The 23,452-nt window shown below is 44.7% G+C and carries 18 protein-coding genes and 1 pseudogene; 9 read left to right on the forward strand and 10 right to left on the reverse strand.

From position 1 onward, the window contains the following. Positions 1–153 precede the first annotated feature (153 nt). From B4240_RS10465 to B4240_RS10480, 4 genes and pseudogenes are all read right to left on the reverse strand, one after another. Entirely contained in the window at positions 154–1,851 is a 1,698-nt protein-coding gene (locus B4240_RS10465; RefSeq protein WP_296239012.1) for an AMP-binding protein, read from the reverse strand. A gap of 314 nt (positions 1,852–2,165) precedes the next feature. Beyond that, positions 2,166–2,953, reverse strand: a pseudogene (locus B4240_RS10470) (ABC transporter permease). A 128-nt stretch (positions 2,954–3,081) separates the two neighbouring features. Further along, the gene (locus B4240_RS10475) at positions 3,082–3,900 is read right to left on the reverse strand and encodes an ABC transporter ATP-binding protein (protein WP_296239014.1); all 819 of its coding nucleotides are present in this window, start codon (positions 3,898–3,900) and stop codon (positions 3,082–3,084) included. 97 nt (positions 3,901–3,997) lie between these two features. Then, on the reverse strand, positions 3,998–4,612 hold the full coding sequence (locus tag B4240_RS10480; RefSeq protein ID WP_296239016.1) for a hotdog domain-containing protein: 615 nt from the start codon (positions 4,610–4,612) through the stop codon (positions 3,998–4,000). Between the two features lie 349 nt (positions 4,613–4,961). Here B4240_RS10480 and xthA point away from each other — a divergent pair, with 349 nt between their 5' ends. From xthA to B4240_RS10495, 3 genes are all read left to right on the forward strand, one after another. Beyond that, the gene (gene xthA, locus B4240_RS10485; RefSeq protein ID WP_296239018.1) at positions 4,962–5,786 is read left to right on the forward strand and encodes an exodeoxyribonuclease III; all 825 of its coding nucleotides are present in this window, start codon (positions 4,962–4,964) and stop codon (positions 5,784–5,786) included. Positions 5,787–5,899: 113 nt separating this feature from the next. After that, positions 5,900–7,123 (forward strand): bifunctional glutamate N-acetyltransferase/amino-acid acetyltransferase ArgJ, encoded by a 1,224-nt coding sequence (argJ, locus tag B4240_RS10490; protein WP_296239038.1) that lies wholly within the window; start codon positions 5,900–5,902, stop codon positions 7,121–7,123. A gap of 382 nt (positions 7,124–7,505) precedes the next feature. Continuing rightward, entirely contained in the window at positions 7,506–7,904 is a 399-nt protein-coding gene (locus B4240_RS10495; protein ID WP_296239020.1) for a DUF4377 domain-containing protein, read from the forward strand. Between the two features lie 128 nt (positions 7,905–8,032). Here the strand turns inward: B4240_RS10495 and B4240_RS10500 are convergent, their stop codons facing one another. After that, positions 8,033–9,466 carry an L-serine ammonia-lyase gene (locus B4240_RS10500; RefSeq protein WP_296239022.1) on the reverse strand — a complete coding sequence of 478 codons (1,434 nt, stop codon included), beginning with the start codon at positions 9,464–9,466 and terminating at the stop codon, positions 8,033–8,035. Positions 9,467–9,982: 516 nt separating this feature from the next. Between B4240_RS10500 and B4240_RS10505 the strand changes: the two genes are divergently transcribed. Then, a complete protein-coding gene (locus B4240_RS10505) occupies positions 9,983–11,410 on the forward strand; it encodes a solute carrier family 23 protein (RefSeq protein WP_296239024.1) in 1,428 nt (475 codons plus the stop codon). Positions 11,411–11,498: 88 nt separating this feature from the next. On the opposite strand, the gene B4240_RS10510 is transcribed toward B4240_RS10505, so the two are convergent. Then, positions 11,499–12,431, reverse strand: coding sequence for a DMT family transporter (locus tag B4240_RS10510; protein ID WP_296239026.1), 933 nt, complete (start codon positions 12,429–12,431; stop codon positions 11,499–11,501). A gap of 329 nt (positions 12,432–12,760) precedes the next feature. Between B4240_RS10510 and B4240_RS10515 the strand changes: the two genes are divergently transcribed. Beyond that, complete coding sequence (locus tag B4240_RS10515) at positions 12,761–13,801, forward strand: WG repeat-containing protein (protein ID WP_296239028.1); 1,041 nt, start codon at positions 12,761–12,763, stop codon at positions 13,799–13,801. A 171-nt stretch (positions 13,802–13,972) separates the two neighbouring features. Here B4240_RS10515 and B4240_RS10520 read toward each other — a convergent pair whose 3' ends face one another. Beyond that, positions 13,973–15,004, reverse strand: coding sequence for an alpha/beta fold hydrolase (locus B4240_RS10520; RefSeq protein WP_296239040.1), 1,032 nt, complete (start codon positions 15,002–15,004; stop codon positions 13,973–13,975). Positions 15,005–15,143: 139 nt separating this feature from the next. After that, positions 15,144–15,308, reverse strand: a complete 165-nt coding sequence (locus B4240_RS10525; protein WP_068406924.1) for a rubredoxin — start codon at positions 15,306–15,308, stop codon at positions 15,144–15,146. Positions 15,309–15,689: 381 nt separating this feature from the next. Between B4240_RS10525 and B4240_RS10530 the strand changes: the two genes are divergently transcribed. Then, entirely contained in the window at positions 15,690–16,265 is a 576-nt protein-coding gene (locus tag B4240_RS10530) for an adenine phosphoribosyltransferase (RefSeq protein WP_296239030.1), read from the forward strand. Positions 16,266–16,351: 86 nt separating this feature from the next. On the opposite strand, the gene B4240_RS10535 is transcribed toward B4240_RS10530, so the two are convergent. Together B4240_RS10535 and B4240_RS10540 are read right to left on the reverse strand one after the other, a co-directional pair. Beyond that, entirely contained in the window at positions 16,352–16,861 is a 510-nt protein-coding gene (locus tag B4240_RS10535; RefSeq protein ID WP_296239032.1) for a hypothetical protein, read from the reverse strand. 305 nt (positions 16,862–17,166) lie between these two features. After that, positions 17,167–18,108, reverse strand: a complete 942-nt coding sequence (locus B4240_RS10540) for a transaldolase (RefSeq protein WP_296239033.1) — start codon at positions 18,106–18,108, stop codon at positions 17,167–17,169. Positions 18,109–18,558: 450 nt separating this feature from the next. On the opposite strand from B4240_RS10540, the gene pheA reads away from it, so the two are divergent. The 3 genes from pheA (at position 18,559) to B4240_RS10555 (ending at position 23,436) form a co-directional block, all read left to right on the forward strand. Next, positions 18,559–19,740 carry a prephenate dehydratase gene (gene pheA / locus B4240_RS10545; RefSeq protein WP_296239035.1) on the forward strand — a complete coding sequence of 394 codons (1,182 nt, stop codon included), beginning with the start codon at positions 18,559–18,561 and terminating at the stop codon, positions 19,738–19,740. Positions 19,741–19,812: 72 nt separating this feature from the next. Further along, on the forward strand, positions 19,813–20,955 hold the full coding sequence (hisC, locus tag B4240_RS10550) for a histidinol-phosphate transaminase (protein WP_296239037.1): 1,143 nt from the start codon (positions 19,813–19,815) through the stop codon (positions 20,953–20,955). 174 nt (positions 20,956–21,129) lie between these two features. Beyond that, positions 21,130–23,436, forward strand: a complete 2,307-nt coding sequence (locus B4240_RS10555; protein WP_296239041.1) for a bifunctional prephenate dehydrogenase/3-phosphoshikimate 1-carboxyvinyltransferase — start codon at positions 21,130–21,132, stop codon at positions 23,434–23,436. Positions 23,437–23,452 lie beyond the last annotated feature (16 nt).

Raw genomic sequence — 23,452 nt, forward strand, 5'->3', positions numbered from 1 at the left:
TTATCCCGAACTGGGGTTATAAATAATAACGCTGTCGCTAAAAGGTGACATTTACCAAGATGAAATTATAAGCCTTTAAAAAAAGGCGCTCTACTGCCTATGCAGAGCGCCTTTTGCGGATAGGTATTTACGTTGGCTATAGCTGTAGGCTAATCATAGCTGTGGATTGTCTGCGATATGTTTTTCACGCAGTTTTTGGCGCAGTACTTTGCCCACATTGCTTTTTGGTAGCTCAGTGACAAACTCGATATGACGCGGACATTTATAGCCGGTTAAATTATCGAGAGCAAATTCTTTGATCGAGTTTTTGGTGACATTGTTGTCGGCAGGAATGACATAAATTTTAACCGCTTCACCTTGACGTTCATCAGGAATACCAATCACAGCACAATCAAGAATGCCCTCGCAATCAAGCATGACGGATTCTATCTCGTTCGGGAAGACATTAAAGCCTGAGACCAAAATCATGTCTTTTTTACGGTCTAATAGTCTAAAGTAGCCTTTTTCATCCATACTGACGATATCGCCTGTGCGAAAATAACCATCTTCAGTAAAGTCATCACTACTGTCTCTGTTCAGATAACCTGAGGTGACATTAGGACCTTTAACGCACAATTCGCCCGCTTCATTGGCCCCTAAGCGATTGCCTTCATCGTCAATGATAATAACATCAACGCTAGGGACAGGAACGCCAATCGTACCGTTAAACTTACGGTCGGTAATGACGTTAGCAGTACCAACTGCCACGCCTTCTGTCATGCCCCAACCTTCAATCATCGCGCAACCAGTGGTTTCAAGCCAGCGAGCTGCCGTTTGTTCGGTTGCTGCCATTCCACCGGCTTGTGAGATACGCAGTGAGCTAAAATCAAGATCTTTAAAGTTTGGGTCATCAAGTAGAGCTTTAAATAAAGTATTCACCGCTGGGAAAATGTGGAACGGCTGCTTCGATAGCGTTTTGATAAATGTTGGAATATCTCTTGGATTAGGAATCAAGATAAAGGTATAGCCTGAGCGCATACCGAGTGAGCTTAGCATAAAGGCAAAAATATGATACAGCGGTAGGGCCATGACCATATTGATATACACCTCGTTAATCTCTGAGGTAATAGGGCGCGTCCAAGCTTCTGACTGCATCGCTCCTGCGACGATATTACGCTGAGATAAAATCGCGCCTTTAGACAGCCCGGTTGTACCACCCGTGTATTGTAAAAACGCCTTTTGATCCAAGGACATTTTTGGCTTTTGGAAGGGTAGAGTTTTGCCTTTTTTTAGCACATCGGGAAACTTCGTGACTTCGTGCTTTGGGTCATTAAGCTTGTATTTTGGTACCAAGCGTTTGACTTGACGGATAATGGTATTTACTAAAATACCTTTTAAACCCATCATATCGCCCATTTTTGACAAAACAATACGTTTAATATCTGTTTCATCAATGACTTGTTCAAGCGCTTGGGCAAAATTCTCAACCACGAAGATAACTTTGGCGCCCGAGTCATTTAGCTGATGACGGAGCTCGCGCCCAGTATAGAGAGGATTGACTGGCGTGCAGACGTAACCTGCCCGCAAAATACCAATCATCGTTGGCAAATATTGCGGCACGTTTGGCATCATGAGCGCAACCACGCTGCCTTGAGGCAGTCCTTGCGCTTGCAGCCAAGCGGCGACGGCAAGAGAAGCTTTATCAATGTCATCGTAGGTATGGGTTACGCCCATACAAATACTCATCGGATGCAGACGAAAGCGATCAAAGCATTCTTCATACAGCTCCACGATGCTGCCATACCTATCTGGATCGATAGTTTTCGGCACACTCTTAGGATATTGGGCAAGCCAAGGTTTATTCAACGTCATAGTCAGCGTCCTGGAATTTCAATTAAGTTTCTATCGTTAAGCAGCCATATCCGTGTCAATAAAAAAATCAGCGCTGACGTAAAACAATTGCCGCTGAGTTTGACAACATCCTTATCTATTGACGGACTACTAAATTTTTTTGCAACTAAAAGATTTGCAACTAAAAGATAATGTATCGACGATATATTGATACATTTAAGCAATACATTAGCATGAATCTAAGTAAAGGCAATATTAGCATGCGCGTACTGCCCAGTACATATAAAATGCTGCTAAATAAATTTATCTATAAGAAAAAAAGAGGCGCAATAACGTTAGGGTAGGATGAACTGCTGTTTGTCATTGAAAAAACGGCGGTAGATGAGTAAGGCGCTTATCGTGCAGCCAAGGGTGCTGCTTACGCAGATGAGAAACATAGTAACAATCTGGTAGCGTACCGCTTGGGTGGGGTCAGCGCCAGCAAGTATTTGCCCCGTCATCATTCCGGGTAAGCTGACAATGCCGACCACCAGCATAGAGTTAAGCGTGGGTGTCATGCCATTGATGATGGCAGCACGTATCTGTTCATGGACAGCTTCAAATGGTCTGGCAGATAGGCTCAACATCATCTCGATTTGTCCTTGCTGCGCATGGAAATTTTCAATCAGCTGGTTGCTGGTCAATGAGATGGCGGTTAAAGAATTACCAAGTATCAAACCGAGTATAGGAATGATAAATTGCGGCGTATACCAAGGCTGCACTCGTAAAATAAGGCTGATGGCAATGGCAGTAACCAGTACCGCTGAGGTACCGACAGCGATTAGCGTATCAACCAATAAACCTTTATAGGTGCGTTTGACGCGATTTTTGGCCGCGCTACCGGCAATCAAGGTCATGATGGTTAAAATAACAAGGACTTCGTACCATTGTTCGCGTGCAAATATCCATGCCAAGATAAGACGATAAAACTTAGCTGTATGACGGTACGAATAGCCGCAATCAAAAGCGTCTTAGTCAGTTTTAAACCTAAGTACCATGAGACGATTAGCACAATAGCAATCAAACTACTGGCAAGCGCAATATCACCATAAGTGAGTATGATTTGCATATTTTTTGTACTCATCCCAAGTAGTTATTAGAAAAAAAGTAAGTATTGAACACGTAACTGGTATGCAAATATGAACTTAAACCGCTTTAATTGACTACTAATAAATAGATAAGTTAAAAAATAGATAAGTTAAAAAGGCGCAGTTAAGCTACTGTGGTTAAGGCGCCTGCTTGCATCTGCCAATGCTTATCCGCTAATGGCATAATATCGTGGGTGTCATGAGTCACCCACAGTACTGTCCGCTTTGGCTCAGCTCGTAGCCAGCTGACCAGCAAGTGTACGAGTTTTGCTGAGCTATCAGTGTCTAAGGCTGCGGTCGGTTCATCCAATAATAGGACTTGAGGGTTTAATTGTAATAGACGCAGCGTATTGACCAATTGTCTTTCGCCGCCCGACAGCGTATAAGCGTTTTGTTGTAAGAAATCAGCTGGGCGCTCTAAATACTCAAGCTGCTCGATATGCCAATCGATATTAAAATGCTTGTGCTGATGGGCGGCCAAGCGGTAAGGCAATTGCAAGTTATCAAGGACGCTGCCTTCTAATAATTGCGGCTGCTGAGCGAGCAGGGCGACCTGCGAGCGCCAGTGCGCGGGTGTCACCTGATGAATGCTAGAGCGAGTGCGACTACTTTGCTCATCGCTTTGTAGCCAAATATCGCCAGTAGTCATGGGCGATAGCCCTGCTAGGGCACGTAATAAGACAGACTTGCCGCTACCAGAGGCACCGGTCAAAACCGTGACTTGCCCAGCCTGTAATTCACCACTGACACCACTTATCAAGGCGCGTTTACTAATGGTTAAAGTATCATCGGCCGCTGAGGGTCTCTGTATTTTTGCGCGCCATCTGCGGTACGTCGCAAACCGAGGAGAGATTCGATATAAAAGACTTTCACGATCAGGATTTGCTAGCGTAGCGTGCTTGCTATGTAGGCTATGCAGCCAAATATCTTCAAATGCGAGCATAAAAGTCTTCTTATGGTCTTAGCACCATTTTTAAAATAAGGACACGCCTTAGTTGAGTGAAAGTCAGGCGGTAGTCGGGTGATAGTCGATCAATCTTTTATTCATCAGTGTGTTGTGTGATTGCTTCTTGGATGGTGTCACGTAATTTTTGCGGTACGCGGATAGGACGCATGGGCGCCATGGGTGCATTGTGATTAGCCGACGCCTCAGCAGGGGTAGGCTCTATTTGGTTTTGCACGCAAGCGATGACGATTTTAGCGCTGCTTAATAAAGTACTGTTTAAAGAAGCAAGGCTTGTCTTAGTGTTATCATTATTATCTGAATTTGGCGTGCTACGATGGATACTTTGGTAAAATACAATGCTGGCAGGTTTTAGCTCAACCTTATCGATACGTACGTTGATCACTTCATCTAACAGTATGGCTTTTTTATATTGCAGGTCTGCTTGACTGACGACAAAATGCTGAATCTCGCCGTCATCGGTTCGTAAAAAATAGCCATTTAAACCAAGTTTGGTAAACCAGTCACGGCGGCAGTTTTCAAAGAAGACCAAATGATTGGCATGGTAGACGATGCCACCTGCGTCAGTATGATTAATATAGACGTTATAGTCGGTGGCAAATAGCGGCGCGGCTGCGTTACTCGTTTTGGTATCCGTATTTTTATTCATGGTTGTTGTCGTTTTTTCCATGGTGGTTGTCGTAATTGTCATAATGTTGCTCAATAGGTTTGCTTTATTAATAGCGTTTAAAAGTTAGGCGTGTCCTCATTTAGATGTCCATCGATTGAATTGATGACATGCTCTAACATATAGAATGATAAAAAATAGAAAGTGATAATGCGTAGATTATCACTCATAAGTGCTACTCTATCGTAAGAAATAAGGGCGCGCAACAGATAGCCTTGTCGATGTCTGTTATCATTAGCCTTTATAAATCGCCGATTTTTGTATTTTTATAGCACGACTTTTTTGCTAGTAGCCCCTTTTAATCATAGTACTCGTTTATAGCAGCACTTTTTATCGCAGCACTTTGTTTTCATTCATTAGTATAGGATAATTTATGACCCGTTTTGTCAGCTTTAATATCAATGGTATCCGCGCTCGTCAACACCAGTTGGAGGCGGTGCGAGAGGTAATCGACCCTGATGTGATAGGTTTGCAAGAAACCAAGGTGCATGATGAGCAGTTTCCCCTCGAAAACATAGAAAGTTTGGGCTATCGCGTCGAGTATTTTGGGCAAAAAGCCCACTACGGTGTTGCTTTATTGTCCAAAGTTGCGCCTATTTTTGTACAAAAAGGTTTTCCGGATGAAGATGAAGAGGCACAAAAGCGCTTTATCCATGCGCGCTATGTGTTTGATGGACGGGAAGTGGATGTGCTTAACGGCTATTTTCCGCAAGGAGAGAGCCAAGACCACCCAATCAAATTTCCTATGAAGCGGGCGTATTATGCGGATTTGATAGCGTATATCGATACGTTAAGAGCAGAAGGGCGCTCGCTGGTAATCATGGGTGATATGAATATCGCGCCGGAAGATGTCGATATCGGGATTGGTGAGGCCAATGCGAAGCGCTGGCTTAAAAATGGCAAAACCTCGTTTTTGCCTGAAGAGCGTGAATGGTATAGTAATTTGATGGCGCGAGAGCTTACCGATACTTATCGTCTGCATTATCCTGACAGCACCGAATTATATAGCTGGTTTGATTATCGCAGTCGCGGCTTTAATGATGATCCTAAACGCGGGCTACGTATCGATCACATCTTATGCACCGCAGATTTGATAGATCATTGTGTCGATGCAGGCATTAGCTATGAGCTGCGCGGCATGGAAAAACCGTCTGACCATGCGCCAATTTGGGCCGCGTTTGATTTAAAAAAAGTATAATAGTTTGCTTGAACCGTAGACTTTTAACATGAGGTTTTTAGTACCAGTTTTTCACAACTAAAAATGAATAACCAATAAATAATACATCAGCATTGATGAATAAGGATTGAATGATGGCTGTCGGCAACGTTGCAATACCCAAGACGATTTATCCTATTAAAGGCATTAAACTAAGCGCTACCGCTGCAGGCGTGCGTTATAAAGACCGCGATGATTTGGTGGTGATAGAAATTGCCGATAGCGCAACGACTGCCGTTGTGACCACCAAAAATACCTTTTGCGCCGCCCCTGTGCGTGTGTTACGGGAACATTTTGCCAAAGCCAGTCCGCGTTATTTAATCACCAACACCGGCAATGCCAATGCCGGTACCGGCGCTGATGGTAAACGCCGCGCGCTTGATATTTGTGCCGCTTTAGCTGCCAAAACTGGCGTGGATACCAGTGCGGTGTTGCCATTTTCGACGGGCGTGATAGGCGAACCATTAAACAGTGACGCCATCATTGCAGGCTTAGACAATGCGTTAGCCAACTTGGCCGCTGATAATTGGCTAGCAGCCGCAAATGGTATTCGTACGACTGATACGATTCCAAAGCTTGCCAGTGAAAAGGTCGATGTTGACGCTAGCAGTTATCACATTACCGGTATGTCAAAAGGCTCGGGCATGATACGTCCTAATATGGCGACCATGCTTGGCTATGTGGCGACGGATGCCAATATCGCTGCTGATTTATTGCAAGAAATGCTGAGTAACATTAATGAGCAATCTTTTAACCGCATTACCGTCGATGGCGACACCTCAACCAACGATTGCTGCGTACTGATTGCCACCGGAACGGCAAATTCAGAGGTCATTGATAGCCCAGAGCATCCGCATTATCAGCCGATATTTGAGGCTTTGACAGCGGTATTTTTACGTTTGGCGCAATTGATTGTGCGAGACGGAGAAGGCGCTACCAAATTTATGACAGTCAACGTCACAGGCGGCAAAACCACGCAAGAATGCTGCGACGTGGCGTATGCAGTTGCACATTCGCCGTTAGTCAAAACCGCGTTTTTTGCCAGTGATGCCAACTGGGGGCGTATCTTAGCCGCGGTCGGTTACGCGGGTATCGACGACCTTGATACCGAGCAAGTCGATGTCTATTTAGATGAGGTGATGATTTGTCAAAATGGCGGCGTGGCGCCGAGTTATACGGAAGCGGCGGGCAAAGAGGTTATGAGCCGTCCTGAGATTACCATTCATATCGATTTAGCGCGCGGCGATGCGCACGATACCGTTTATACCTGCGATTTGTCTTACGATTACGTCAAGATAAATGCAGATTATCGCAGCTAAAAATTGTTTATCATTTTATAAAAACGCCCAAACTATCATTGTCATAGATAGTTTTGAGCGCTTCTTCCTCCTCAAAGCAGTTTATTTTATACCATCCAATAAAAACCGTTTATTAACATCATTTGCAAAAGCTGACGTTACTTTACAAAGCAGTTATAGAGGCTAGGCAGCCGCGCGCTCTATACTGATTGCAGTAAACAATAGACGATACTAGTTATATTTTAGCGATTTTATTTATATCGTTTTTTTATTTTTTTCGATTTTATAATTGGCTTTAAGTTAACAGTATCTTCATAACGGCTTGCTACCTTTTGAATAGTGATAATTGATTAAAATGAGTTTAAAAGGTAATGACTAATATTAATAAACTGAGGATTAAATAATGAAAAAATTAGCAATTGCTGCATTGATGACCACTTTCGTTCTATCAGGTTGTTCTACGATGGGTATGAACGACGAGCGCACCATGGTCGTTGAAGGTGAACCTATGAATGTGAAAGTGGTTAATATTCCAAGTTTCGAAATAGAAATAGCCCCTCTTAAAGCAGTGTGTGAGCTGCCAACCGCTAGTGGCAACATGGTTGAATCAGAGTGCCTTCAGTACCGTCAAACTTATCAGAAAAACTACACACCTTTAAATGGTAATATTCAAGGCTTCACTTATGAGCCAAATTATCGTTATGTTCTAGATGTGCGTCAAGAAGCGGTGATGAATGAAGCAACAAAAGTGGTTAAACCTGTTTGGATTCTAAACGAAGTAATTTCAAAAACTCCGGAATAATTTTAGAATTTGTTAGCCGCTACGAACAGCGTTCAACGAGCATTTTTTATAGAAAAGCCTCTAATCACTAGAGGCTTTTTTTCGTGTTAAAAAATGACAAGTGTGCTTTACCTTAATCGTGCTTTATCTTAACACTGACTATAATTGACACTAACGCCGCGGGTAGCAGTGGGAATGCGATTGTCAGCATAAATGGCAAGCCCGCCGCGCGCGGTCTCTTTGTATTTATCAGACATATCAGCGCCCGTTTGTTTCATGGTTTCAATTGCTTTATCGAGTGAAACAAAGTGCTGACCATTGCCGCGGCATGCAAGCCGCGCGGCGTTAATGGCTTTCACCGCGCCCATTGCATTGCGCTCAATACAAGGCACTTGTACCAAGCCGCCAATCGGGTCACACGTCAGACCCAAATTATGCTCAATGCCAATCTCGGCAGCATTTAAACACTGAGCCGGCGAGCCGCCCATTATCTCGGTCAATGCTGAACCCGCCATGGCACAGGCGGAACCCACTTCACCTTGGCAGCCAACTTCCGCTCCAGAGATAGAAGCGTTTTGTTTAATTAAGCTACCGATAGCAGTGGCATTTAATAAAAAATTACGGACACCGTCTTGGTTATAGTTGGGCAAAAAATCTCGATAATAATGCAAAACGGCAGGAATAATGCCCGCGGCACCATTGGTTGGCGCCGTGACAACTTTACCACCATTGGCATTTTCTTCGTTAACGGCAAGCGCATACAAATCGACCCAGTCCATCGCTGCCAATTTGTCGGTTTTGGTAATAGCGGTGTCTTTTTCAGCGCGTAGTTGAACATGTAGGTCTTGGGCGCGGCGTTTGACATCAAGCCCGCCCGGTAAGATACCACTGTTTTTGCAGCCTTGAATGACACAGTCTTGCATCACTTCCCAAATCGTATCTAAGTAGCTAAAGACGTCTGATTTATCGCGGTAATGACATTCATTAGCAAGAACCAACTCACTGATACTTAACCCATGCTTACGGCACTGCTCGAGCAATTCTGCCGCATTATTAAACGGGTAGGGCACGATGTCGATGGTTGGGCTGGCATGATCCTCATCGGGGTTGTTGGCGTCGTCTTCATTAATAACAAAGCCGCCGCCGACTGAATAGTAGGTTTGCTGGTATTTACTACCATCGGTCAGTATCGCGCGGATGGTTAAGGCATTCGGATGATAAGGCAGTACTGTATCGTCGTACCAATACATATCGCGCTCGGTGTCAAACTCGATAACGTGTTCGCCAGATAAATTAAGCTGTTTATCAGCAAAAATGGGCGCAAGATATTCGTCAGTTAAGCGCGTATCAATGGTGCTTGGCGTATGTCCAAGCAGGCCTAAATATACTGCAGTATCGGTTGCGTGCCCTTTACCCGTGGCCGCCAAAGAGCCGTAAAGCTCTATTTCAATACTTTTAATCGACGTTAATGCGGTTTGCTTAAGCAGTGACGTCAAAAATAAGTTGGCCGCCACCATAGGTCCAACAGTATGGGAGCTTGACGGTCCAATACCAATTTTAAATAAGTCGAAAACACTAATCATAATCAATTACCAAGAAATTGTTAGTGCATCAGCCTCTGTGATAGATAGGCTTTAGTACTAGTGTTAAAAAATATAATAGATAATTGTCCTAAATAAGCCTTAATAACTGCCGCGCAATCACTACTTAAATGCGCGCTTACATGCTTATGTAAATAAACGGAGTTGCCGCTTAAATACAGAATCTTAAAAGAATCCTAAAAGAGCCTTAGACATTATCTATAAATGTCTCTCAGTATAGGCGTACAGATGGCGGCTGAATAATAACTTTTATTTATTAGAAAACTCCGTTATCATGCTCGCAACCAATACCTGTGTAACATCCTGTAAGCCAGCCATCACGATAGTGTGGATTATGGCGCAAATAGTCGAGCATCATTTTTAATGTAATTTATTTAGCGGTTTATATTTACTGTAAGAAAATGAATTTTTGCTGTTATCGTTTTGACTCAATGCATAGTGGTATTTCTCACCGTTTTTTAGCCAGCTAGTATTCTCTTAGCTCAAATAGGACAGCGCATGACAACACCTGAACCTCACTCTTCAAAATCTCACTCTCCAAACCCAGAAGCCAATACTCCAGCTGCTCATAATGCATTAGAAGCGGCTGGCATTGATGCCGCCGCGGTGAGTTATCCGCCCAATCCAGACTTTGATAATGGTCGTTGGTTCCCAACCTGGCGTCCGTACAGCGGCAATTTGGATCGTGATCCGGTGGGTATTAATGAATACGTGCCGCCTGCCAAGAGTGTCTTATTAGGGGTGCAGCATACTTTTGCTATGTTTGGGTCGACCGTACTTGCGCCATTATTGATGGGCTTCGATCCCAATTTGGCTATTTTGATGTCCGGTATTTGTACGGTGATGTTTTTTATCATTACGGGCGGCCGTATGCCCAGTTATTTGGGCTCAAGTTTTGCCTTTATCGGACCTGTGATTGCCGTTACTGCCTATGCGGGCGCCGGGTTTAATGACAATTTGAATGTCGCTTTGGGCGGTATCATGGCGTGCGGCATCATTTATGCTTTGGTGGGTTTGTTGGTGATGAAGACGGGCACAGGCTGGATTGAGCGCTTGATGCCGCCCATCGTTACGGGTGCGATTGTGATGATTATTGGCCTTAATTTAGCGCCAGTGACCATTCAAGGGGTATCTGCCAACCAATTTGACGCATGGATGGCCACATTAACGGTATTGCTTATCAGCGGGGTCGCCGTGTTTACCCGCGGTATGCTACGCCGTTTGCTATTGCTTGTCGGGTTAATTTTGTCTTATATCGCTTATTTTGTCATGACTAACGTATTAGGTTATGGCGTTCCGATTGATTTTAGTAATGTATCAGCCGCTTCATGGTTTGGTCTGCCAAGTATTCATACGCCGCATTTTGAGATGAGCGCAATTATTCTAATTGCGCCTGTCGCCTTTATTTTAATTGCCGAAAACTTAGGACATTTTAAAGCGGTGGAAGGCATGACAAAATCTCGCGTGACGCCTTATATGGGACGAGCATTTTTTGCTGATGGCTTGGCAACGACGTTTTCAGCAGGATTTGGTGGTACAGGGGTGACCACTTATGCAGAAAATATCGGTGTCATGGCCGTGACCAAAGTCTATAGCACGACGATTTTTGTGATAGCAGGTCTTGTTGCTATTTTGCTAGGATTATCACCAAAGTTTGGTGCCATTATTCAGACGATACCATCTGCTTTATTAGGCGGTGCCTCCATTGTTGTATTCGGTTTGATTGCGATTGCCGGGGCAAAGATTTGGATAGACAGTCACATCGACTTTAGTAAAAACAGCAATTTAATCATTGCCGCGGTCACAGTTATCATGGGTACGGGTAACTTTAGCCTGCATTTGGGCGGCTTTGATTTAGGCGGGATTGGTACGGCTACTTTGGCGGCAATTGTGCTTAATGCCTTATTTAATAGACAAAAAGATTAACCGTCAAAAAGATTGCTTTGTTAACCATAAAAAAAGCCACAATGATGATTGTGGCTTTTGCTTATTATGACTTTTACTCATTACCGATTTATTTATAATTTCGTTTGTAAAATCTAGCAAAAAAACGATAACGGCGTAGCGCGCGCGGTTTGGGTTTTAGTGAGCCCAAATAAATGGCAAACATGGTCAAAAGCGCGCCGCTCCATTGCAGGGTATTAATCGGTTTATCAAGCCAGCTATAGTCAATGACTAAGGCGGCAATGGGCTCGGTTAATAGTAATAATCCTGTCAACGCCAAAGACAGCTTAGGGATAGAGTAGGCGATAAGCCCCCACGCCAGGCACTGCATTACCGTACCGTAAATCAATATCCAACCAATCTCAGACCACGTATTGGGCAAAATATTACCCATATCAAACACCAGCATCGGGATAATCATCGCCAGTACGCCGCCGATGCTCACCAGTTGCATCAGTACAAATATCGGCGTTGTCTCGGTATCATGCGTCTTTCGGATAAAGGTCATCGAGGCGGCAAGCATAGCGCCTGAGACGATGCCCGTGACAAAACCCCAAGTCGCGGCAGTATTTTGCGCAAACTCAGGGCTGCCTATCATCGCCACGCCTAACATGGCTAAAAACAAACTGATCAGCTGCAAGATAGATTGCCGCTCATTAAAGTATAAAAAACCAATGGCGGCTAAAAAGAAAATCTGCAAGCTGTTGAGTAAGGTTGAAATGCCCGGGCCAACCGCGTAAATACTTTCGTGCCACAGCGCCAAGTCGAGTCCTAAAAACGCACCCGATAATAAACCATAAAAGATAGCGCGTTTTGAGCGCGGTAGTCGTTGCCCCGTGACTTTAGCCAGTAGCGCAAACACCACACCTGAAATAGCCAGACGCCAAAACGACATCGCCCAGCCACCAATATCGACATGAGCAACAATCAGACTACCCAAACCAAAAATAACACAACCAATGACCAAGCCAGTAGCGGCGGAGCGTGAAGCGGCAATAGCCATGCAATATCCTTATTTTATTACTATGATACTTTTCAATATTTTTTAACTTTGTTCGCTAAGAATTCACTAAACCAAAGCTTATTGTCAGTGTTTTGCGCTTAAAATGGAATGGTTTGGCAGCATTTATTTTATAATGACCTATGGCGTACGATAGCCAAATAAACCAGCCACCTTCTTACAGGAATGCCATTGGCGCAAACGCCGCCATTTGTTACTCTATCGTCTATTCGCTTTTGAAGTCCGTACTGTTTTAAAAGAGCGACATTCTTAAACGAGAGACATTTTAAAATAGCAGATAGCTTTTATTACTTTTTAGCCTAGGTTTGTTTATGCAGCGATGTTTTTTATTAAAACAACAGAGAGCCTTAGCATTGATATTATCGCCACAACGGTCGCGCGGCAGTTTTGCGGTAGGCGTTTTAACGGTTGGTTTGCTTTTGATGCCAAGCGCCCAAGCAGTCAGTTGTAAAATACCCAAAAGCTATTATAAAAATGTCTCCTGTACATCTAGTAGCGGCTATTTTTTAGCGATAAAAGACTTTGGCGACCCAGTTGCTTTGATTGATAAACAAGGTAAAATCGTGGTTGATTTATTACGCTATCAAAGAGTAGATGCCGATAAGCTATCGGGCGGTCTGCTACCGGTACTGCGCAATGGGCGAGTCGGTTATGTCAACATGCAAGGTCGCGAGGTAATCCCTGCGATGTACGACATGCTCAAAGAAGGACAAAATTGGGCACGCCCCGTCTCTGAAGGTCGCATTGTGGTCAAACAAAACGGTCATTATGGCGTTATCGATATGGCTAACAAGACAATCGTACCCTTTGCCGCAGGCATTAGTGATATTGATGATTACCGCGGCGGCAGGACGCGTGTGCGCAAAAATGACGCCATAAGCTGGCTGGATAAAAATGGCAAACCCACATCTGATCCAAATAGCAGGGCTGCTAGTCGAACAGCGAAAAAAGCGTCTGATAATGATGCTGACGATGTTAACACTGACGCCAAAGATGCGCAGAAATTAGCGCCATCGCATGGTTTTACTACCTTGCAGCCGCGACAACAAGATGGCAGATGGGGCTTTGTTGACGACAATAATGTGTCTATGATTACCTATTCATTCGATGAGGTACGGCCATTCTCAGAAGGGCTGGCAGGCGTGCGCATCGATAATGAGTGGGGCTTTGTCAATCTAGGCGGCGAGCTAGTGATTCCTTTTCAATTTGAAAATGGCGACGTGAATGCGGGCGATAATTATAAAAACCAACCTGCATTTGTATTTACAGAGGGCAAAGCATGGATTGGTAATTTAAAAAATGGCGACAAGATGTGTATTGATAAACAAGGTAGCAGTGTTGCTTGTGATTAAAATTTATACCAATCATACATCAATAGCAACGTAGCGATTTGAATCCGAACAGGCTATAGGTTTAAATTTGCCGTAAAAAAAGAGTGGCAGAGCGATGATTGTTTATCGTTCTGCCACTCTTTTTATTGCTTAATGATGGGCAATAATACGCTTAAGCAATTATTTAAACACTTATTTTTCTAACAAGTGATTGCTAATCAAATCGACCATATACGGCTGATAATATTCAGGAATATCATGCGCCATGCCTTCGATTAAATGAAAGCTTGCATTAGGGATGGTCTTTGCAACCACCCGTCCTTGTGAGGGAGGTAGTAATCCATCGGCGCTACCATGCAGCACGATGGTTGGCGCTTTAACTTGCTTACTGTATTTGCTAATCGAGCCTGAAGCTAAGATGGCATTGAGCTGCTGTACGGTACCAAGCGGATGAAAATTGCGCTGATAACGTATCTTGGCGATGTCGCGTACCATGCGCACATTGACGTGCCCTGGTGTGCCAACGGTTTTCATAAACCAGACGCTATGCCGCACGATATCACGCTCAGAATGACTCTCTGGGCGGTTGATGAGGGTATATAACTGCTTGGGTTTCGGCGGTTTTAAAAAAGCACGATTGGTGGTGGTAAACATCAAGGCCATGCGCTGTACCAAACTTGGATAGCGCGCAGCAACGATTTGCGCAATCATCCCGCCCATAGAAGCGCCAAGCAGATGCGTTTTACCAAGCTTCAAAGCTTTGATTAAACGCGCCGTATCTTCTGCCATGTCGGTTAAATTATAAGCAACCGGCGCGCCCTTATTAGATAGCCCAGTTTGCAGACGCATCATCATTTTTAATTGACTAATACGCGGCAAGCCATCGATTTGTACTTTAGAGGACAAACCGATATCACGATTGTCAAAACGAATCACAAAAAAACCGGCATCAATAAAGCGCTTAATAAAATTATCTGGCCAAAACACCATTTGTGAGCCAAGCCCCATCACCATCAGTAATGGTGGATTCTTAGGATTACCACCAGCTTCAACGCAAAGCTCGATGCCATCACCGATATCTATCATTGCCTGATAAAGATGTTCGCTCAAGTCAGACGGATACCAAGCATGCTCGCCAAATTTTTGCCACTCAGGCGTAGGGTAAGTGATCGTTGGCGCGTCAAGCTGCGGAGAGCTAGAGCTAGGCGCGGCATCATTAAGCATTTCGTCATTGAGCGTTTCGTTATCAAGCACGGAAGCGTTGCCCGTTTCTTCTGAAGTTTCAGGCGCTTCTGAGGTTGTAGGCGCAGTATTGATGGGGTTTGATTCTGTCATGAAGTATCCTATTTAGATGGTCGTTGGCTTAAAATTCGAGCATCTCAAAATCAAGCTTACCAACGCCGCATTCTGGGCATGTCCAATCATCAGGGATATCTTCCCATTTGGTACCAGGCGCGATACCTTCTTCAGGACAGCCGAGCTCTTCGTCATATATCCAGCCACAGACAATACATTCATAACGTTTCATAAATAGTCCTATCGATTATTCCCAGTATTACGTTTACTGGTGTTTCTATTACCAGCGTTTCTACTAACCACGTTAATAGGTGTTAATAGGCGTTTTTAAGCATTTGTTAACCTTTCTAGTCAACATTTCGCGCGTAAAAACGTCCGTAGTTTAGCATATAGCGGCCATTTTTATAGTTAAGTTTACACTTGTATATTGAGATTCACCAGCTTTTATCAAGTTATGGAGCGTCACTTTTATGGTTTTAGCCGTGCGGTGCTTGCCATTCTTGCCGCCCACATAAAGCCGATTATGCTATAATGCTCGCCGCTATTTTTACCGACTGATACGTCATTTACCACTGCCATACCATTATTTAAGTTCTATAAGCTAAGGGTTATTATGAGCGCGAATGCCGCCGTTACATCAGCTAAGACCAATACCACAACCGATTCATCTAATACGCTCAATACCGATCATCCATTTTGGCAAATCATTCGCACCGTACCAGACTTCCCAAAAGTTGGCATTGATTTTTATGATATTACTCCGTTACTACGCAGTCACATTAATGCGGTGATTGATGAGATGCTAGCGGCATTGCCGACGGGCTTGCTTGACGACATAGACTGCTTAGGGGCAGTGGAAGCGCGTGGGTTTGTCTTTGCCAGTTTGCTGGCAGGGCGCTTGGGTAAAGGGATGATTTTGCTGCGTAAACCCGGTAAATTGCCACCGCCCGTTGCCAATAAAGCTTATGCTTTGGAGTACGGTCAAGACACGCTTGAGATGCAAAATAATTTGCCGCCGGAGCGGGTATTGTTGGTTGATGATATCTTGGCGACCGGCGGCACGCTGATGACCGCTTATGAGCTCTGCAAGTCTGCCGAGCATACGGTCGTCGGCGCACTGGTATTGCTAGACCTTGTGGATTTGCACGGCGAATTTCCCGTACCTGTTTATACGGTTTTAAAGGCTTAGGAAATTGACTTGTTAGCATAAAAAAGCGCGCTGAGTGAGTTCAGCGCGCTTTTTTAATGGCATTTATTTGTTCGTCTTAACTTATTTTACTTGTCTTGCTGATAACTTTTACAAGCTTGTTCGACAAGTAGGCGACTAATGGTTTTTGGCTTAGTAATTTTAAAGTCTTTGGTTGTCAGTATTGGCTTATCTGACTGCCAAGATTTTAATACTTTATCGTCAGCGGCATAATTTACGTACGCGCGCCGATAGTAACTTGAGTCCTTGCAAGCGATGAGCCATTGCTGATCGCTGTGATGAATGCTAGTTTCTTTCACTGCTTTATTTGCTACTTTGTCTTTGTCATCTTTTCCCTTTGCGTCTTTTTCTTTACTGTCTTTCGCCGTAACTTTTGGTGCAGGGTAGGTTCTACGAATAGAGACGGTAATATTTTCGACTTCTTTTTCATCAATAATATGAATGTCTGAGCGTTCGATAGAATCTAAATCTACGCTAAAAACAGAGCCAGTCTGACTTTTTGATACCTCTAACCAGTTTGCCGCATAGCCACTCATCGCAAGCGTACTACCTGCTAATATCACTGCTAGCCGTTTCATAATCGAGCCTTGCTTTTTGTTATATAAAGTCGCTTATCATAGCCAACTTAATATAGGCAGGCAAATTTCTTTTATGACAAGGGGTTCATGCCGAGGCAATGTCAGCACTCTGATACAGCCAGTTCAACATAAAATCGCTACGCTACTAGCGATGCGCGACTGATATAAATTCTTCTTGCTTGCTGTTATCACATAGGCTACGAAAAATTTATCCCAGTCGCACTTGGTGGGTTCATCTTTTTCAAATGTGATCATTATAAGCGGCGAACGCTTCACTAGCCTAAAACGAATAATAACCAAGGTATTTAATTACGCATCGCCGCTAGCATTTGCGCAAGCTCATCACGTGCACCGATAAAGCCATCGATGCCCTTGGGTAATAAGTCTTGCGTGACGATATCTTGCTGATAAGCGGCACTAAACTCGTCATGCGTTAAGCTGACTTTAGCCATGTCCGCCAACTCCATAGACATACTTGGTGATAGCTGACGCGTCACCTCAACATCCATTGCGGCCAGCTCGTCAATGAGATTGGGCGCGATGGTCAATAGATCACAGCCTGCCAGTGCCAATATTTGCTCAGTCGAGCGAAAACTTGCCCCCATTACTTGGGTTTCATAGCCATGCTGCTTGTAGTATTGGTAAATAAGCTTGACCGATTGCACGCCCATGTCATCTGAGACTGGGACGTTTTGGCGGTTTTGCTGGCGTTTTTGCCAGTCTAAAATACGGCCAACAAAAGGGGAGATCAGGGTCACGCCAGCATCAGCACAAGCAATCGCTTGATGCTGACCGAATAATAACGTCAAATTACAGTGAATGCCCTGCGTTTCAAGATAACGTGCCGCTTCAATCCCTTGCCAGGTTGCGGCCATTTTAATCAAGACGCGCTCTGAGTCGATACCTGCTTTTTGATACGCCTCCATAAAGCTTAAGGCTTTATCAATGGTTGCTTGGGTGTCATAAGACAGGCGCGCATCGACTTCGGTTGAGACGCGACCTTCAATCAATGCCAGAATATTACAGCCGATTTGCACGGTTAATTCATCAATCACCGCATCAACGTCGCCGCGGTGGCGACTCATGGTTTCTGACATCAGCGCTTCATTATCCGGATGAATGAGGGCTTTGGTAATCAGGCTAGGATTGGTAGTAGCATCGATGGGTTTAAGGCGCGCAATGGCGGCAAGGTCGCCCGTATCAGCGACAATAGTGGTCATGGTGCGAAGCTGTTGTAGTGCGCTCATCAGATATCCTTGGTATGTCAATTAACGTTGTGATGTTCTTATTTAAGTGGGTTGTCCATGATGTTTGTCTTTATAAAGCGATTCATCATGGCAGTATTGTTTGGTATGGTGAATTTAATAGCTATCTTTAAACTGTATCATAGATTTGAGCGCTTGTAGCCCGATAGTTTTACAAGGCATGCCTGCTATACCGTATAACTGTGCTAAGATTTATGGCAAATTGCGCATTTACGCGTTTTTACGCGCATTTACGAATGGGCACTGACGATAGTTTTTGCTATAGTAGAGCCGATCAGTTGTTCGGCTTGCGCGAAACATGAGAAATAGTTAAGCATTTATTATTAAAACAATTTATCGAACAGAACGAATAGACCGAAAAAATAGTCACTTTTGACAGTTATAAAATTCAGTAACAATTTCAGTAATAATATTAGAAAAGGATGGGCGGTAATGAGTGAGCAGTCACCAAAGCAATATGTAGACAATCTAAACCAAACCCCTGCAAGCGTCGATGGGGCTGCAACTGATAAAGAGTTTTTAAACACATTGCGCCAAAGTATCGATGCGGTTGACTGCGAAATTCAGACGCTGATTAACAACCGTGCCAAACTGGCTCAGCAAGTGGCGATGGTGAAAAAAGACCACGTAGCGAATAGCCCTGACGCCGAAAAAACCAATCCTATTTTTTATCGTCCTGAGCGTGAAGCGCAAGTGTTAAAGGCCGTGATGGAACGTAACACCGGACCTATCGCCGATGAAAAAATGGCGCGTTTGTTCCGTGAAATCATGTCAGTTTGCTTGGATTTAGAAGCTCCGCAGCGCATTGCGTTTTTGGGCCCTGTCGGTACCTTTACTCATGCTGCCGCACTCAAGCATTTCGGTAAAGCTGCTGATACTGTGCCGCTAAATACTATTACTGACGTTTTTCGCGAAGTCGAAGCGGGCACGGCAATGTATGGCGTGGTGCCAGTTGAAAACTCGTCAGAGGGCGTAGTGAATCATACCTTAGATGGCTTTTTATCTTCTACTTTAAAAATAATCGGCGAAGTTGAGCTACCCATTCATCAAAACTTCTTGGTTGCTGAACATACCAAACTTGATGGCTTAAGCCGTATTTACTCGCATCAGCAGTCATTGGCGCAGTGCCGTCACTGGCTTGATGTCAATTATCCCAATGTCGAGCGCGTGGCGGTATCGAGCAATGGTGAGGCTGCACGCCGATTAAAAAACGAATGGCATTCAGCAGCAATTGCCGGTGATGTGGCGGCGGCAGAGTACGATTTACACAAGCTGTACTCGAACATCGAAGACAATCCGAGCAATACCACGCGTTTCCTAATCATTGGTCACGAAGCGATTGCGCCATCTGGTCAAGATAAAACTTCAATCATGGTGTCAGCGCATGATAAAGCAGGCGCATTAATCGAAATCTTAAAGCCCTTGTCTTATCATGGCGTGTCGATGACCAGTATCGAAACCCGTCCTGAACGTCCAAATAAGTGGGCTTACGTGTTCTTTATCGATATGGATGGCCACATTGAAGACGCAAATGTGAGTGCGGCAATTGCGGATATCCGCCCATTGGTCAAAGATTTGCGTATCCTTGGTTCTTACCCAAAAGCCGTGCTATAAAGTTGGCTTAATAGAATGGTTCTAACAGGGATTCATCAACAGTAAATGCCTTATCACATCCAAGGATAAATCATGCAGTCATTTCAATCGACAGAGTCAAATTTATCACCGCTTGTGCCTGCCTATGACAGTATGTTAGAGCTGATACCGTATCAGACAGGAAAGCCAGTTGAAGAGTTGACGCGCGAGTATGGCGTCTCAGATGTGGTCAAACTTGCCAGTAATGAAAATCCGCTAGGCTGCTCGCCGCACGTCACGCTCGCGATTACTGAGCAATTGGGTCAGCTGGCACGTTATCCTGATGGCAATGGTTATTATCTCAAACAAGCGCTTGCTGACTTTAACGATGTTGGTGTCGACCAGATTACTTTAGGCAATGGCTCAGATGATTTGCTTGATATCTTGGCGCGTAGTTTTGTGAGCAGCAACGATGCCATCGTTTATAGTCAGTATGCTTTTATCGTTTATCCGATGCTGACTAAAATGCAAGGGGCAACAGGCATAGAAGTACCTGCCCATCGCTTTGGTCATGATTTAAAAGCGATGAGTCAGGCAGTAAATGACAACCCAAATACCAAAATGGTGTTTATTGCCAATCCAAACAATCCAACTGGCACCCAGCTTACGCAGCACGAGCTACGTGAGTTTGTTACTAGTGTGCCAAGCTCGGTGTTGGTCGTGTTAGATGAAGCTTATATCGAATATAGCCCTGAGAGTAATAATCGGGCGCTATTAGATGACTTTGATAACGTGGTGATTGTTCGTACCTTTTCCAAAGCCTATGGGCTTGCAGGCTTGCGAGTTGGTTACGCACTAAGCTCAGTAGCCGTCGCGGATTTACTCAATCGCATCCGTCAACCATTTAACGTTAGTAGGGTTGCTTTAGCTGCCGCTGCTGCCGCGCTTGCCGATCAAGAGTTTATCGAAAAAACACGGCTCAACAATCAGGAGCAAATGCGCTGGCTAGAAAAGCAGTTTGATGCCTTGGGGCTAGGATTTATCAAGTCGCATGCCAACTCTGTCATGGTTGAAATAGAAGTTGAGATGGAAGACATCACTGCGGCTTCTATTCATCAAGCATTGCTCGAGCAGGGCGTTATCGTGCGTCCATTAGACGGTTATGGTTTGCCAAATTGGCTGCGTATCACGGTAGGGGTTGCAGAAGATAATATGCGCCTGATCGATACTTTGCGCTCTGTTTTGACTGATGACTGATAAGAATTAACCCTCTGTTTTTTAATAAATAATTTAATTTTATGACGCCAATGTTAGCTTGCGTTATGCATACTGATATTCGTTTGTTGAAAGAGAAACGCCGTGAGTTGCCAGCAAAACAACCTGAGTAATCAAAACATAAGCAATCAACCCATAAGCCATCAAAACAATCATATGCAACCTCTTCATACTCAGCTGCCGTTATTTCAGCAAGTGTGTGTTATCGGTCTCGGATTGATTGGTGCCAGCCTTGCCCAAGCCATCAAAGACCATGGTTTAAGTGCGCGTTTGGTAGCGGTTGATAGACATACGCCAAGCCTAGATGAAGCCATTCAGCACGGTTTGCTAGATGCTGGTAGTGGCATATTAAGTGACGTAGTAGCGGGCAGTGACCTTATTGTCATTGCTGTCCCTGTACAAGCGGTCGAAGCGGTGTTTGTCGATATCAAAAACGCGATGGATAATGGTCAGCTTGCCTCTGATTGCCTCATCACTGACGTTTGTAGTACCAAGGTTAATATCATTGAGGCGGCAAAAACTGTCTTTACCTCGCTACCCACTGGTTTTGTACCCGCGCACCCGATTGCTGGGGCTGAAAATTCAGGGTATCATGCCAGACGCGCCAATTTGTTTATCAATCACAGCGTGATAATTTGTGAGTTGCCAACGACCAATGACAACGCCATTGCTAAGCTGCGGCAGCTATGGGAAGCGGTGGGCGCAACCGTCATGCCGATGGCCGCTGATCGTCATGATGCTATCTTGGCGCATACCAGTCATCTGCCGCACTTGCTGGCATTTAATCTGGTCGAGCAGCTGGCAAGCCACGATGATAACTTAGATATGTTTCGCTATGCCGCGGGCGGTTTTCGCGACTTTAGCCGCATCGCTGCCAGTGACCCTAAAATGTGGCACGATATATTTTTTGCCAACCAAAGCGCGATTATAAGCGCTCTTGACGAGTATGGCGTTTATCTACAGAATATGCGCCAGCTTATCATTGATAAAGATTCGACCGCCCTCATGGGGCTTTTGGGCCGCGCGCAAGCCGCACGGCGACATTTTGGCCATATGTTAGCCAGCACCCCTTATACGGATACCTCTGCCATGTCAGCTTCTTACCTTATTTCTCCTAGTAACACCGTTGTCGGTACTATTGCCATTCCTGGTGATAAATCTATCTCGCATCGCAGCATTATGCTTGGTAGCCTTGCGACAGGGGTGACCAATGTCACAGGATTTTTGGAAGGAGAAGATGCGCTTGCTACCTTGCAAGCGTTCCGTGATATGGGCGTGAATATTGAAGGGCCTGATAATGGTAAATTAACCATCCATGGTGTTGGTATGAATGGTCTTAAGCCAAGCACAACACCACTCTATATGGGCAACTCGGGCACCAGTATGCGCCTGCTTGCAGGTATATTAGCAGCGCAGTCATTTGATAGTGTGTTGACTGGCGATAGCAGTCTTACTAAACGTCCGATGGAGCGCGTGGCAGCACCGCTACGTGAGATGGGTGCCGTCATCCAAAGCACGGGGCATAATGGTACCGCGCCGCTTAGCATTACGGGTCGTGACACTGTCGGTAAGCCGCTTCAAGGTATTGACTATGAGATGCCGGTTGCTTCTGCGCAGATCAAATCTTGCTTATTATTAGCGGGGCTTTGGGCACAAGGTACCACAACCGTCATTCAACCAGAAGTCAGCCGTGACCATACCGAGCGTATGCTCTCAGCCTTTGGTTATCCTGTAACGGTCGATGGCAATCGCATCAGTGTTGAAGGCGGCGGTACGCTCACAGGTGGCGATATCGCTGTGCCTGCTGATATCTCATCTGCTGCGTTTTTTATGGTCGCTGCTGCTATCAGTCAAGATAGTAAGCTGACCCTTACGCAAGTTGGTATCAATCCAACGCGTACTGGCATTCTTGATATTCTTAAATTGATGAATGCTGATATTAGCCTAAGTAATGAAACCCATGTCGGCGGTGAGCCTGTGGCTGATATCACTATTCGTAGTTCAAACTTGGTCGGTATCAAGATACCTGAATATTTAGTACCTTTAGCAATTGATGAATTCCCCGCATTATTTATTGCGGCCAGCTGCGCGCAAGGCCGTACGGTGCTAACGGGCGCAAAAGAATTACGTGTGAAAGAGTCTGATCGTATTGCAGTGATGGCAGAAGGACTGCAAACCCTTGGTGTTGATTGTACCGTGACCGAAGATGGTATAATCATTGAAGGTAAAGGTAGTCATGCTGACATCAATGAGGTAAATAATAGCCAACCTGTCTTTGGCGGCGGACATATCACCTCGCATCATGATCACCGCATTGCCATGAGTTTTGCGGTTGCGAGCCTACGTGCCTCCGAGCAGATTACCATTGAAGGCGTTGAGACCGTCAATACCAGCTTCCCAGGATTTGCAGAGCTTGCCAATCAAATCGGCATGTCCATTCAAGTCAATAGTAATGCGGTTTAACATTTCAGCGCAGAAG

It is taken from the genome of Psychrobacter sp. UBA5136, from assembly GCF_002414005.1.
In the GTDB taxonomy this organism is placed as follows: domain Bacteria; phylum Pseudomonadota; class Gammaproteobacteria; order Pseudomonadales; family Moraxellaceae; genus Psychrobacter.